Source organism: Streptomyces sp. SID1328 (genome assembly GCF_009865595.1).
Lineage (GTDB): Bacteria > Actinomycetota > Actinomycetes > Streptomycetales > Streptomycetaceae > Streptomyces > Streptomyces griseoluteus.
On the sequence record NZ_WWKH01000035.1, the window covers coordinates 1 to 13101 of the forward strand.

Annotated in this window: 13 protein-coding genes and 4 pseudogenes; 10 read left to right on the plus strand and 7 right to left on the minus strand. The window is 69.0% G+C overall.

From position 1 onward, the window contains the following. Window positions 1-199, minus strand: a pseudogene (locus tag GT030_RS37270) (hypothetical protein); the annotation flags it as partial. Window positions 200-905: 706 nt separating this feature from the next. Here GT030_RS37270 and GT030_RS01205 point away from each other — a divergent pair. Both GT030_RS01205 and GT030_RS01210 read left to right on the plus strand, forming a co-directional pair. Next, the gene (locus GT030_RS01205) at window positions 906-1079 is read left to right on the plus strand and encodes a hypothetical protein (protein WP_161199403.1); all 174 of its coding nucleotides are present in this window, start codon (window positions 906-908) and stop codon (window positions 1077-1079) included. A gap of 65 nt (window positions 1080-1144) precedes the next feature. Beyond that, a pseudogene (locus GT030_RS01210) lies at window positions 1145-1327 on the plus strand (Sua5 family C-terminal domain-containing protein); the annotation flags it as partial. 166 nt (window positions 1328-1493) lie between these two features. Here GT030_RS01210 and GT030_RS01215 read toward each other — a convergent pair. Next, window positions 1494-2138: a carbonic anhydrase gene (locus GT030_RS01215; protein WP_161199404.1), complete on the minus strand. Its 645-nt coding sequence runs from the start codon at window positions 2136-2138 to the stop codon at window positions 1494-1496. A gap of 140 nt (window positions 2139-2278) precedes the next feature. Here GT030_RS01215 and GT030_RS01220 point away from each other — a divergent pair, with 140 nt between their 5' ends. Together GT030_RS01220 and GT030_RS01225 are read left to right on the plus strand one after the other, a co-directional pair. Further along, complete coding sequence (locus GT030_RS01220) at window positions 2279-2545, plus strand: hypothetical protein (RefSeq protein WP_161199405.1); 267 nt, start codon at window positions 2279-2281, stop codon at window positions 2543-2545. After that, the gene (locus GT030_RS01225; protein ID WP_161199406.1) at window positions 2545-2940 is read left to right on the plus strand and encodes a hypothetical protein; all 396 of its coding nucleotides are present in this window, start codon (window positions 2545-2547) and stop codon (window positions 2938-2940) included. Before GT030_RS01220 ends, GT030_RS01225 begins: the two co-directional genes overlap by 1 nt. A 235-nt stretch (window positions 2941-3175) precedes the next feature. Here the strand turns inward: GT030_RS01225 and GT030_RS01230 are convergent. Next, a pseudogene (locus GT030_RS01230) lies at window positions 3176-3457 on the minus strand (IS5/IS1182 family transposase); the annotation flags it as partial. A 336-nt stretch (window positions 3458-3793) separates the two neighbouring features. Between GT030_RS01230 and GT030_RS01235 the strand changes: the two are divergent. Together GT030_RS01235 and GT030_RS01240 are read left to right on the plus strand one after the other, a co-directional pair. Continuing rightward, a complete protein-coding gene (locus GT030_RS01235) occupies window positions 3794-5236 on the plus strand; it encodes a M1 family metallopeptidase (RefSeq protein WP_202459538.1) in 1443 nt (480 codons plus the stop codon). 226 nt (window positions 5237-5462) lie between these two features. Then, window positions 5463-5807, plus strand: coding sequence for a DUF5958 family protein (locus GT030_RS01240; protein WP_161199407.1), 345 nt, complete (start codon window positions 5463-5465; stop codon window positions 5805-5807). A 58-nt stretch (window positions 5808-5865) separates the two neighbouring features. On the opposite strand, the gene GT030_RS36065 is transcribed toward GT030_RS01240, so the two are convergent. The 3 genes from GT030_RS36065 to GT030_RS35375 all read right to left on the minus strand — a co-directional run bounded on the left by GT030_RS36065 (window position 5866) and on the right by GT030_RS35375 (window position 7601). Beyond that, window positions 5866-6318 (minus strand): DUF4253 domain-containing protein, encoded by a 453-nt coding sequence (locus GT030_RS36065; RefSeq protein WP_237522141.1) that lies wholly within the window; start codon window positions 6316-6318, stop codon window positions 5866-5868. 61 nt (window positions 6319-6379) lie between these two features. Beyond that, window positions 6380-6691 (minus strand): hypothetical protein, encoded by a 312-nt coding sequence (locus GT030_RS36070; RefSeq protein ID WP_237522142.1) that lies wholly within the window; start codon window positions 6689-6691, stop codon window positions 6380-6382. Between the two features lie 40 nt (window positions 6692-6731). After that, a complete protein-coding gene (locus GT030_RS35375) occupies window positions 6732-7601 on the minus strand; it encodes a barstar family protein (protein ID WP_202459539.1) in 870 nt (289 codons plus the stop codon). 1308 nt (window positions 7602-8909) lie between these two features. On the opposite strand from GT030_RS35375, the gene GT030_RS01260 reads away from it, so the two are divergent. From GT030_RS01260 to GT030_RS36075, 4 genes and pseudogenes are all read left to right on the plus strand, one after another. After that, a complete protein-coding gene (locus GT030_RS01260; RefSeq protein ID WP_161199413.1) occupies window positions 8910-9932 on the plus strand; it encodes a bifunctional DNA primase/polymerase in 1023 nt (340 codons plus the stop codon). Beyond that, complete coding sequence (locus tag GT030_RS01265; RefSeq protein WP_161199408.1) at window positions 9929-11464, plus strand: phage/plasmid primase, P4 family; 1536 nt, start codon at window positions 9929-9931, stop codon at window positions 11462-11464. The genes GT030_RS01260 and GT030_RS01265 overlap by 4 nt, the downstream gene beginning before the upstream one ends. A 196-nt stretch (window positions 11465-11660) precedes the next feature. Further along, window positions 11661-12044 carry a DUF6009 family protein gene (locus GT030_RS01270; RefSeq protein WP_161199409.1) on the plus strand — a complete coding sequence of 128 codons (384 nt, stop codon included), beginning with the start codon at window positions 11661-11663 and terminating at the stop codon, window positions 12042-12044. Window positions 12045-12607: 563 nt separating this feature from the next. Then, window positions 12608-12832 (plus strand): annotated as a pseudogene (locus tag GT030_RS36075) (hypothetical protein). Window positions 12833-12881: 49 nt separating this feature from the next. On the opposite strand, the gene GT030_RS36080 reads toward GT030_RS36075, so the two are convergent. Next, window positions 12882-13101 (minus strand): hypothetical protein (locus GT030_RS36080; protein WP_237522143.1); only part of this gene is annotated, 220 nt, incomplete at its 5' end.

Consider the following 13101-nt stretch of genomic DNA (forward strand, 5'->3'; position numbering starts at 1 on the left):
CGCTGGCGCAACGCGAATGCCCGTCACCCCGACGTGCTGGCAGCCCAGCGCCGCGAGCAGAGGGGCCGTGCAGCAGGTTCCGGATCAGGTCCTCGGTCTCCGTTTCCAGGTCGCAGCCTAGGGTGCGGTTGACCTGCTGGACGCGGGAGATCGCCGTGTGCACGCCGGACCGGTTGTTGGCGGCCGCTTCGATCAGCATCCAGTCCCATAGAGAAGCTCGGCGGTTTCGTCGACCTCCAGTCCGGCCGCTATGGCCCGCCGCGGCGAGGTCGTGGTGCGGACCCCTGGCGGTGCGGTAGTTCGCCGCGGGGTGGACAACGTCAATGATCCGGCTGATCATTTCCTGCTGGTACGGCTCGGCCCACGGAAGCGGTCGTCCACCGAACGGTCGGCCCCGCACGAGGGTCAGCGCCTTCTTCAGGTCAGGCAGTCCGACAGCGCCCTGAGGCAGGGCCCGCTCGGCCAGGTGGAGAAGTCCAGTCGCAGCGGACAGCGGGGGAGAGGCGGTACGGGTCCTCGCCGCTGCGGCGGCGTGACACATACAGGTTTCCCCCGGCGTCGCTTCCCAGGGACCGGCGCAGGCCCTGCAACGGCGCGTTCAGGGTGGTCGTCGACCAGGGACTGATCGGGTCCGTGTCAGCGTACAGCGCGTCCACGTCGCGGCCGGAGCGGAAGTACATCAGGACGGCGAGTTGAGCGAGGCGCGGGCCGTGGCCTGTGCCGCTGGCCCTGTGCACTTCGACCGGCACCAGGACGCAGATCTCCGGAGCGTTCAGGACGTGCGGATCGGTGTCGCTGCTGTCGCCGTCGGACGGCACGGAAGTGAGGTCCTCGCGTGGCATGGGACGCGCGGACCCGGTCGGTGGGGGAGTGAAGCCATAGTCCCGGTGTGCCGACTGGTCGGCATGGGGGAGTTGCCAGCCGGGCTGGCCAGCAGCGACACCGGCCTCGAGAACGACCAGGACGATGAGGCCACCCCCGCGCACCCGGCCGGCCTGGCCGAGGACACATGGGCCTCGGTGTTTCCCGCATTGCTGGCGGCTACCGCCGTCCCTGACCCAGGACTGCGGGAGGTGTGATGGCGAGGCGGGGCCCGGCGGGGGTCTTCCTCCCCGCCTCCTTCACTGGGGAGTCGGTGGACGTGCACACTGTGGTGGCGGTCCCTGCCTCGATGACCGCCTACACGCGCGGCCCGTACGGCTTCCTGCGCGAACTGGATCAGAAGGGATGCGACCTCATCGTCGCGCCCTTGCCGGCGGGGGAGGGGCTGGGACTGGCGATCGCCAACCGGCTCCGTCGCGCCGCAGGACCCTGTAGCACCGTGTGACCAACACCGACAGCCCACGGCCTGGCGGGGAAGGAGCCGTGTATGTGCCGATCCTCGCCTAAAGACGACCGTTCTCCTGCCCCCCGGCCCACGTGAGAGCTCGCGGCCCCGCGGGGGCGGCGGGGGCCGCGAGCTGGACTGGCGATCGATCTGGGTGAGCGGGTGGTCAGGACGCGGTGGGAACCGCTAGGTCGAGACCGCGGGCGGCGACGAGCTGTGCACTGCCGTCCGCCAGACGGTAGGACAGGCCCACGACACCGAGGCGACCGTCGGCCACCCGTTCGGCCAGGACGTGGGAGCGTTCCAGCAGCAGGTCCACGGTGTGCTCGATGTGCTCCGCCAGGATCTCCTCGGCCGTCTCACGTCCGGCGGCGCGGGCTGCCAGCACGCTCGGCGTCACCCGTTCGACAACGTCCCGAACGAAGCCGCCCGGCGTCTGCCCGTTCTCCAGAGCCGAGCAGGCTGCGGCCACGGCGCCGCAAGAGTCGTGGCCCAGGACGACGACCAGCGGCGCGTTGAGGACGGCCGCGCCGAATTCGATGGATCCGAGCACCTCCGTGCCAGCGACGTGGCCGGCGGTGCGGACCACGAACAGGTCGCCCAGGCCGCGGTCGAAGATGATCTCGGCTGCCAACCGGGAGTCGGAGCACCCGAACAGCACGGCGAACGGCTTCTGGGACGGTGCTGTCTCGGTGCGGCGGACGGCGTCCTGGTTAGGGTGCTCGAGGGTGCCGGTTACGAAGCGCTTGTTGCCTGCCATCAGCAGCTCGAAGGCGTCGAGCGGCGTCGGCGTCTGGATCATCTCGGTCATAGCGGCAGCCTACGAGCGAGATCAGCCGTCGCATTGGCTGGTCCGCTTGCCGGCCCCGGTTCGAAACCGCCCGACCTTTTAACACGTCGAACCGTAGGGGCACTGGCCCGCAAGACCTCTACTCGCAGTAGAGTGTAGGGATGGCAGACGAAACGAGCATCAAGGTGAGCGCCGCCACGCGTGATCGCCTGGCGGCCCTCGCCGCTGAGCATGGCACCACGATCCGCAGCCTCGTGGAGGAGCTCGCCGAGGGCCAGCCCACCCGCGCAGAGTACGAAGAGCGCGCCGCGCAGGCCCGCGCGGAACTCGCCTCGCTCCTCGGAGCCGCACCCAGCGCGGAGGCCGAGGCAAAGGCCCGTGGCCTCCTGGAGCGCCTCGGCGCCAACCAGGACTCGGCGGCCGCGTAGTGGGGGCCATCGCGGTCGTCCTGGATCACACGACCGCCACTGCCCTCCACGACCCCAAGGACCCGTTCAACGAGGCCGTCGCTGCGTTCTACGTGCAAGCCTCTGGCGGCCTGGGCACCCTCTACGCCCCGGTGCTCTCACTCACCGTGGGCGACACCGAACGGCCCGGCCTGCTCGCCTACATCAACGGACTGCGGTTCATCCAGATCGAACCCTTCGACACCGAGGCCGCGCTGACCGCCACGGAACTGCTCCACGCCGGACACTCCTGGGCGGCCGTCCACGCCATCCACGCGGCCCGCCCATCCGCTGCCTTCCCCTCCGGCCGCTTCCTGCTGACCCTGACCCCCGAGGCGTACGCGGACACCGGCGTCCAAGCAGTCCACCCCGATTAGTAACTCAGGCCGGACTCGCGGAGAGCTATCCAGCCTTCCCTCTCGACGCATGACGTGGCGGACTGGGTGCACGGCCACGTCGTTCAGGTGATGTGTCCTGGTTGATCACATGATGCCGAGGGTGATCAGTGGACGGTTGGCGTCGCGGGTGTGGTGGCGGAGTCCAGCGCCGATGTTCGTCTGGTTGGCGAATCGGAGAGCGCCGATCGATGTTGGGGCCGGCGGCGGCCACGCGGTCGGTGCGGATGACGGTGCCGTCCAGGTTGAGGCGGGTGTAGCCCGCCGCTGCCGCCCGCTCCAGAGCGGTGGACAGGTCGGGCGCGTGGTCGGCGAGTACGGTCAGTCCTTCGTGCAGGTAGCGGTACGCGGTCGGGGTCGCGATGCCGTTGTCGCGGGCGAGTTGGACCAGACGGCTGCCGTCGACGAACCAGCGCAGCACCAGCACTGCCTGTTTGAACGGGCCCAGCGCCCGGGTGCCCTTGTGGGTGCCGAGTCGCTCGCGGTGTTAGGCGAGCAGCTTCGCGAGGTGCTCGGCGGTGGCCCTGCTGACGTCGAGCACGGCGGTGTAGGTGATACTCCTCAACGCGTGAAGCCTCTTGCCGGGAACGTGATCTTCGCAGACCTGTTCCTACCAGGGGCTTCTCGTGTTTCTGACGTCAGGTCAGTCTCCGCCGGGCACTGACGGCTCGTCACGTAGCGCAACCGTCACGTTGCTGAGAAGACCTCACTGTGCGCCAACGACAGCGAACATCCCCTGCGTACCCTGGCATTTTCGCCGCCCAAGCGGAGCCGACCTCCCCTCTTCGCGCGGGCCTGTGCCGGCCGTGGGAACCCTGTGACAAGATCCGCTGGCATGTCACCTGTCATGTCGTCTGCCGTGCCTTCGTTACCTTCGTCGCCCACGGGCCCCTCAAGAACCGGTCGCCGTCTGCTGGTCGCCCTGCTCGCGCTGCTCGTGACAGCAGGCACCACTGTGGCCGAGGCCGGCACGCCGTCCGGCCCGGCGCCCGGCTCCGCGGTGAGCGCGGCCGAACCTGCGACGCCCGACCGCCCCAGCTACGACGTGAACCTGCGCGCCGACGCCGACGGCTCCCACTGGGCGGGCCGGCAGACGGTGTTCTTCCGCAACGCCTCCAGCCGGCCCCTGCGCGAGGTGTACATACACCTGTGGGGCAATGGCGAAGACGGCTGCGGGACATCCGGAAGACCGTCCCCCGTCCGCGTCTCCCACGTGCGCGGCGGCACTCCGGGCCGCCCCGGCGTGAAGTGCACGGCGCTGCGCATCGCTCTGCCGAGGCCGCTCGCACGCGGTGAGCGGACGGCCGTCTCCTTCGACGTGGCCCTCACCGTGCCCGCACGCAACAACCGCTTCGGCCGCGAAGGCGCGTTCCGCTTCCTGGGCAACGCGCTGCCGGTCCTCGCCGTGCACGACGCGAGGGGGTGGCACCTCGATCCGTATGTGTCGTACGGCGAGAGCTTCTACACCCTGGCGAGCGACTTCCGGGTGCGCCTCGACCACCCGTCCGCCCTCAAGGTCCCGGCGACCGGCAGCACATGGACCCGCCCCGGCGGTACCGGGCGTACGGTCACCCACAGCGTCGCCAAGCGGGTGCGGGACTTCGCATGGGCGGCGGGCCCGTTCCGCACCGCGACCCAGACCTCGCCTGACGGCGTGCGAGTGAAGTCGTACTGGTCACCGAACACGCCCGCCGCCGGTGTCCGCCTCAACCGCAAGGACGGCGTCGCCGCCATCGACCGGTTCGGCAGGGAGTTCGGCCGCTATCCGTACGGCGAGGTAGACCTCGTGATGACCCCCGGGTTCGCCGGCGGCATGGAGTACCCCGGCCTGGTTATCCTCGGCACCGAGGAGGAAGGCGGCGCCACCGTCCATGAGATCGCCCACCAGTGGTGGTACGGCGTCGTGGGCAACGACCACAACTCACCCTGGCTGGACGAGAGTTTCGCTCAGTACGCCAACGCGCACTACTACCGCTGGGACGGGTTCGAGTGCTCGCCGGACGACTCCTGGCCAAGCGCCACCGCCGCGCTCACCAACTCGATGGCCTACTGGTCTACACACCGTGGCGAGTACTTCCAGGTCGTGTACGGGATCGGCCCCTGCGTCCTGGCCGACCTGGAGCACGTCCTCGGGGCCGGCACCATGGCGGGCCTCATCAAGAAGTACGCCCACGACCACTGGTACGGCGTCTCCACCACCGTCGACTTCAAGAAGGCCGCACAGTCGATGACGCACAGGGACCTCGGCCCCTTCTGGCGGAAGCACCGCATCCGCTGAAGTCGCACTCCGCTCGCAGGTGACGGGCGTACCCCGTCGGCGCCACGATGACGGTGCCGACGGGGTACGCGGGCAGGGCGGCGTCGATCCGGCGGTGCATTCGGGTTGATGGGGCTTCAGGAGCTGGGGCAGGCCTGCGGGGTGGTCGGCGGGGGCTGACGCGGAGGCAGGCACGACTTCCGGTGATCATGAGGTGTCGAGTCCCTGATCACCCCGACGTTAGACCGTGCCTGCCCGCTCATCCTCGCTCATCCCGCGGCCTCTGGGTCAACTCGCCGACACCGCGCCGACCGTCCCCGATGACCTCCCCGGCCTGCAGGCACGCGCAGTCACCGAGGATGCACCTGAGAGCATCCGCAGTTCCGGGCTGCGCCCGACGCATACACCCGCAGTGCTGATCTCACGAGGCCGGATACACGAGCAATTGGGAAAGATCGCAGGTCTCACGCCTCTCGATGAAAGCCGCAAGGCGTTCCGGCTGCTGATCGCGGTGCTCGCGATCGGACGGCGCCGCGAGCGCTTCTGCTCCGTCGGCTGCAGTCACTGGTGGCACCGACTGTCCGTCGCCTGACAACCCAGCACCGCACTTTGAAGGCCATTTCCCAATCGAACGTCTTCCGGGTAGCGGATCAGTCCCACCAGAAATCCCAGTGATGGGCGCCGGTGATCCGCTCGGCGTATGCGGCGAGTGTGTACGGCCTGCTGCCCTGCCAGATGTTGTCTGGGCAGAAGGCGAAGTGCTCGGCCGCGACCAGGAGAGCCTCATACTCGTTCGCCGGTGGCGCGGCGACACTGAGGTGCAGCGTGGAGAACCCGACCGCCACGACACGAGCGCCGAACCGGTGCTCCCAGTCGCGGACGACCGCAGAGAACTTTGCGGTGTCGTTGTCGAAATTGCAGGGTCCGGTCCAGCCCGCAGCCGTCAGCGCCTCGGCACCGGTTGCTGCGGCGACGAGCCCCAGACGCGTGTGTGGGCGCTCGGCGAGGAACCCCTGCGCGAACTCGTCGGCCTGTTGATCGGGGTTCGTTGTCGTCTCCCGGCTGAGCGCGAGACCGGGCCAGGTCTGGCCGAAGGGGGCCATGACGGCGAGGCCTGTCGGCGTCGAGCATGTCGTCTTCGTCAACCGCTGTGTAGGTATCCCATCACCGTGCGAGGAGGCCAGCAGAGTCGTGGCTCGCCGGGGAGGACATCTGCTCGGGAAAGACATCTCCGGATCCCCACGGGCGGAAATCGCCGTCGTTCGGATCCAGCGCTTCGAGCAGAAGCGGCCACCACAGGCCGGAACGTACGTGTTCGGCGTGCATCCGCGTCCACAGCTCGGCTGTGGCCGGCCCGTCACTGAGCCACAGGGGCTGTACGTCTCCGTCCCCTTCATCGGACGTAACCATCCGACCTGACGGACGGAGACCCTCCGCGGAATCGGCGAGCAATTCGGTCAGGTATCCCACGTCCATGGCGGGCACCCTAACCGGGTGCACCGACAAGGGTCGCCTGTCAGCAGCGGCGGGTGTCGAGCGCTTCGTCGCTATTCCACATGACGGACATGGCTCCGATGGGTTCGAACCGGATCTGCGGGTCGTTGCTCTGGACCAAGCAGATCAGACGGCGGCGAAGGACGGCTGCCCGCCTGGCCTGGACGGCGATGACGTCCAGGACGACCTGGGCCGCCCTGGGGCAGGTCGTCGCGAACCGGTCGTAGTCGGTGAAGACGAGGGCCAGTCCGGCGCCCTCGGGAGCATCGTCGTAGCCGCCGTAACAGGCCACGTCGCCGAGGCAGTCATTGAGCGCGTCTAGGTTGTGCCCGTAGTAGTCGGGGAAGTCCAGGGCCGCGGCCATAGCGCGGTGCATGTCTCGCTCCGTGTTCCATTGGCCGGCTTCGAAGCGGATGACTCGGAAACCGCGGTCTTCGAGACGTTCCGCCGCCTGCGCGTGGAGGTGTTTGCGCCAGAAGAGGGTGACGAAGGTGTTGATCGTGTACTCAAAACCGGGAAGACGAGTCGTCGCGATGGCCTGTGCCGCTTCGCGCCGGAAGGCGTCGAAGAGACGGAAGAACTCCTCGACGGGAGTTGAGCCGTCGGGAGTGTTGCGCTCAATCGCAACTGCCCAGGTAAGAGAGCTGTCGATGCCGTGACATTCATGGAGCCAGCGGCTGAAGTCGTCTTCGGGCCAGAAGGCCCACGGGGCCTCGACGTTGTGCACGCCGAGTGCGACCCGGTAGCCGGTGAGCATGGACTGCAGGTGCTGGAGTGAGCCGCCGGGCAGCCATATGCCGGGCCGGAGACGGATCTGGTCCAGGAAGTCATACACGTCCGTACAGTCCCGCCAGTGCTTGACGGTGGGCCCTGTGATGTCTTCGGTCGGCATGTTCCGACCCTACGGTGCGGACGGGTGCTGTCGTCGGTCGGAGGGTGCGAGCGCAAGGCGATCACATGCGGTCGCTGGGGGAGTTGAGGACGGCTACCTGCAGCGGGGGCGATCGGCGGCCTCGACTTGGGAGAGCGCGGCCCTGTCGGGCACAAGGGTCGTCAGCGTGGTGGGCAAGCTGGCCGATCACGGCCGTGTCGGGAGACGCCCCCCAGCTTGCCGGGATGGACGGCCGGGCTGCGGCCACTGTACAGCAGTCAGTCTCCGTGGGTCGGGCTCTGCTCCCCGTACACGACGGTCTTGCCTGAGGCGGGGGACACCAGGTCCACGAAGGCGGGCACAGGGCGGCGGCGGTCCCAGCGCGTACGCATGTCCGAGCTGCGCTCTGCCCCTTGCCGGGGGCAAGCCCCGCCAAGGCTGAAGTCCCTGCCCCCTGAAACGGCCTTCAGTCCCTGTTCCTAGAAAACACTCACCGCCCTCCTGCGAACTGTCAGCGCCCGGCGCCTCAACGGGGCCCTGAGTCTTGGCGGAGCCTTCCCCGCCCCCGGCGGGGGGGCTCAGGGACTGAAGGGCAGGGGGCGACCAGGGACCCTCATTTCGCTCAGTCCCTGACTGTTTTCGCAGGTCAGGGCGTTTCCTTTGGCCAGGCAAGGGACTGAAGGGACTCAAATCGCCAATTATGAAGCGCCTAGAGTCATGTGCTTCGTATGCGTACCCGCGCGTGCGAAGCACATCATTCTGAGCAGCTAGTAATTAGCGAGTTGAGTCCCTTCAGTCCCTTGCCGGATAGGACGTATGCCCTTGACCTGCAGTTTTGTGGGAGGGACTGAAAGCCAGCTGGTCCCTGGCCGAGTCTCTCTTTGAGTCCCTCAACATCCGCAGCGGGCCCGGCCGCCGGCTTCATAGCGGTATGCGTCCTTGCTTGGAACCCTGACAGCAGTCGCGACGTCGCTGGAATTTAGTCCCTTCGGTCACTCGCCACCTGGCCGCCTCTCCCTCCCCAGTGCCTCGGGACGCCGGATCGCCTCCTCCCCGCTGTCCTCCGGGAGGTTGAAGGGACCCAAGGGACCCAAATACGGGAAGACGCGGCACGCGGGCGGATGTGTCAGACAGACTGCCTGCACAGCCCCTACACTCTCTTTCCGAAGTACGGTCCCTTCGGTCCCTGAGGTGTCGTCAGCCCACTGATGACCTGCCGCTTTGGTCCAGGGACCCAGGACAGACAAGAGCTGACAAGGACTATTCGTGCCGAGCCCCGGTGAGACCGTGACACCTCCCGCCATGGGCGGGGTGGGCTCGCCGCGTGCCGTGGCCCTCTGGTGCGCCGCGCAGGGATGGCCCGTCCACCCGCTGGCACCGGGACGCAAGACGCCGGGCGCCAACTGCCCAGAGTGCAGGGACCACCGCCACGACCCGAAAACGTGCCCCTGCCTGCCCGACGGCAGGCCCTGTCACGGCTTTCACGCCGCGACCACCGACCCGGACCGCGTAAACGCCTGGTGGGACGCCCAGCCTGCCGCAGGCGTCGGTGTCGCCTGCGGTCCGGCGCGGCTGGTCGTCATCGACGTCGACGCACATCGCGCTCCGGTCCCCGACCGGATGCGGCTTCTGGCCGGGATCCCCATCCCCGACCAGGTGGACCTGGCTGGCCTCGCCTCAGGGTTCGACACGCTCGCGCTGCTGGCCGCCTACCGCCGTCAGCCTGACCCGTCGTTGGACGAGACAACCCTGCGGGTGCGCACCCCCTCGGGCGGGCTGCACGTCTGGTACCGCAATCCCTGGCCCGACCTGGAGTTCCGCTGTTCCGTCGGCTCCAGCACCAAGGTGGCGCTGGCCTGGCAGGTCGACGTTAGAGCCACCGGCGGCTACATCGTCGCCCCGAGCACACGCACCGGCGAAGGGACCTACCGGGCGGAGGGGACTGTCCGACACCCTGCACCCCTCCCGCAATGGCTGCGGGACGAGCTCGTACGCACCGGGCATCTCATCCAGCCCCCGCCCCCAAAGAGGGAAGTCCCTGCCATACCCCGTGCGCGCCACCGTGCCAAAACCGCCGCAGCCCAGCGGGTGCTCGCGCCCCTGCTGGAGGAACTCGCCGCCTGCGGGGCCGCCACCGAGGGCACCGGATTCACGGAGAAGTTGAACAGAGCCGCCTACACCGCCGGAGGCCTCGCCGCAGCCGGTCACCTCGAAGTGGCCGATGTGCGCGAGGAGCTCCTCCAGGCAGCCCACCAGGCCCGCCCCTGGCAGACGGCCCGCAACGAGAGAATCATCGACACCGGCCTCGCCGCAGGATCCGCCCGACCGCTCCACGTTAAAGGACGTCCATGAGCAGCGCCGACATGCCGCGCTTCGATGCACAGGCCGCTGCCCAGCAGATGCTCGACCTCGAGGCGGCGCAGCCGCCCCTGCCCCTGCTCCCCGCCCAGGTGACGGCCGCCCCGTCCGCGACTGCCGTCGCAGAGCCCCCTCCTACAGGGCTCCTGCCGCCGTCGCTGTCCGACCGCGGCAACGCCCGACTGTTCGCCCAGCTCTACCGCGACCAGTTCCGACACGCCGAGGGCCTGGGCTGGTTCGTCTGGGACGGCTATCGCTGGAAGCGGGGCGGAGGAGAGAAGGCCGCCCTGTGGGCGGCCGGAGAGATGGCCGAGGACATGCCCTCCACCGATCTGCGCGGTCTCTTCACCGACCGCGAGCTGGCACACCACAAACGCAAGACCCTCTCCACCGCCGGCATGCAGGCCCTGCTCACCCAGGCCAAGGCCGCCCCGGGCCTGTCCGTCGACCCCGACGCCCTCGACGGCGATCCGCACGCCCTGTGCACCCCCGCCGGGGTCGTCGACCTCTTCACCGGACAGCTGCGCAAACCCGACCCGGAACGCGACCTCCACTCCCGCGCCACCACCGTCGCCCCCCAGCCGATGGACACCCCCCGCTGGGACCGCTTCCTGACCGACACCTTCGGCGACGACGCTGAAGGCCGCGAGATGATCGCTTTCCTGCACCTGCTGCTGGGCTACTCCATCACCGGCGACGTCGGCGCCCAAGTGCTGCCCTTCCTCCACGGCGAGGGCAAGAACGGCAAGAGCGTCCTGCTCGACACCATGATCCAGATCCTGGGCGACTACGCGGACGCCGCACCACCCGGCTTCCTGATGGACCGCGGAGCCTACGCGGAACACTCCACCGAACTGACCGAGCTGCACGGCCGCCGCCTGATCGTATGCAGCGAGCTGAAGCCCAACGACAAATTCGACGAAGCCCGCGTCCGCCTCCTCACCGGCGGCGACAAAATCAAAGCCCGCCGAATGCGGCAGGACTACTTCTCCTTCACGCCCACCCACCACCTGTGGCTGCTCGGCAACCACCGCCCCGAGGTCACCACCGGCGGATACGCCTTCTGGCGGCGCATCCGCCTCGTGCCCTTCATCCGCACCGTCGCCGCCGAACGCCGCATCGACAACCTCGCCTTCGAACTCGTCCGCGACGAAGGCCCCGGCATCCTGCAGTGGCTCATCGAAGGCGCCCACCGCTACCTCACCACCCGCGACCCCCTCGAAGGCCCCGACCGCGTCCGCATGGCCACCAGCGCCTACGCCACCACCGAAGACCACATCGGCCGCTTTCTCACCGAGTGCTGCACCCGCGACGCCGACACCGACACTGAACTCCGCGTCGAACAGGGCCTGCTCTACACGGAGTACAGCTCCTGGTGCACCTCCGGCGAAGGCATCCGCCCCGCCACCCCCCGCGCCTTCGCCACCCGAGTCCGACAGGAAGTCGGCCTCAGCTCACCCTCCGAAATGATCAAGTCCAACGGCCGCAAGTACTACCCGGGACTCGGTCTGGCGGCGCCAGAATGACCCACCACACCGCCGATCCCGCGCCCGCAGCCCTACGCCCGCCTCCCCTCGCCGATTACGATGGGAACCCGGATCCGCTCCGGGCGACGCCCGCACTCCGCTCGACGGTCGCCCGGCAAACCGGCCACCGCACCACACACGCACGCCAGGCGAAACCTCCTTGCGAGGGCCCGCCGATGAAGAAGGGGCTGCAGCCATGAGCTCGCTGTTGAACGCAAGCGAGATCACCCACGAGCAGGAAGTGGTCTGGCTGGAGGACCCCGCCGCACTGCAGTACGTCCGCCAGGCCCTCGACAAGACCCCCCGCCGCGGCAACAAGCCGCGCTACGCCCGCGACGGACGCATGGTCGGCTACGCACTCCTGGACGACGGAGCCGAACCCGACCCCGACAGTGGCCTGTACCGGCGGCGGGTCTTCTTCCTCCTCCCACACGACCGCGACAGTCAGCCCGCCGGCCCCTACGCCGTCGGCGCCCCCGGCGAGGCCGTCGACCCCCGCACCATTGAACCGAAGAACCCCGGAGCCAAGACAGACCGCTCACAAGGGCGTACGACGGCCATAGCGTCCGCCACCCCGTAGCCGAAGCCGTGCGCCCACATGCTGCGGATCCCTCCAAGACCCGGCACCCGGAACCCGAACCGGCGGAGGACGTGGCTTCCTGAACCGAACGTGTGGGGCCCGTACCGGTGCGGCTCCACGCGCCTGATCGGCGACTCAGGCAGGTAACCAGCGAGCAGGGCGGTGAGCTCAGCGGGGGCTCGGGCGCGAGCTTCTTCGGCCTTGGCGTGCAGGGTGCGGACCGGATACGCCCTGGCCGAGGGCTCGGTGCCGAGATCTAATACCACACATGGACGCGAGCGTGGCAGGTGTGGTGGGCACGGCGATCGGCGCGCTGGGAGCCGTGGCTGGCGGCTGGGTCTCCGTAATCGGCCAAGGGCGTCCGCACGGCGACTACGCCGAACTGGTCGGCGGCCCGCTCGACGGGCTGCTGCTCGACATCACCGACTGGACAGCGGACGAGATCCAAACCGGCGTTGCCCTGACGACCGAGCTCGGGCAGTTCGGCGCAATTGGTCCGGCGACTCTCCCTGACGCCCCGGGCCGACTCGCCCAGCCGATCGGCCCGGGGCACGCTGGAAGGCGTGACCAGCGCACCGATCGTCGGCACCGGCCCTTCCAATCGGGCGGCCGGAGAGTCACCATGCACAGCCACGGCCAGGACGAGCTCCTCGGCACCGCCTACAGCGACCACGACCTGGTCGTGTTCCTCGAGGCCGCTGGCGTCGCCGAAGCCGAGGCCATCTGGGACGACCCGCAGTGGGTGGAGTGGGCGAGGCGGCCAGGCCCACGAGTTCCACGCCGCCTGACGGAGGCCGGGGTGCTGGGCGCACATGCTGCGCCCAGCACCACCGCCGGTCAGCCGATCAGCTTGTGCAGCACGGGGACGCTGAGCCCGAAGGAACCCAAGCCCGCGGCGACGGCTGTCGGCACGGACTTGTCGTGGAGGAACATAAGCCCGCCCATGACGAGGCCGATGATGACGGCCGCCAGGAACACCACGGCGGCGTGCACCGACAGCAGCGGGGCCTCCGACGGCATCCCTGCGCTGGCCGGGCCGGGCGGTTGGGGGTGGTGG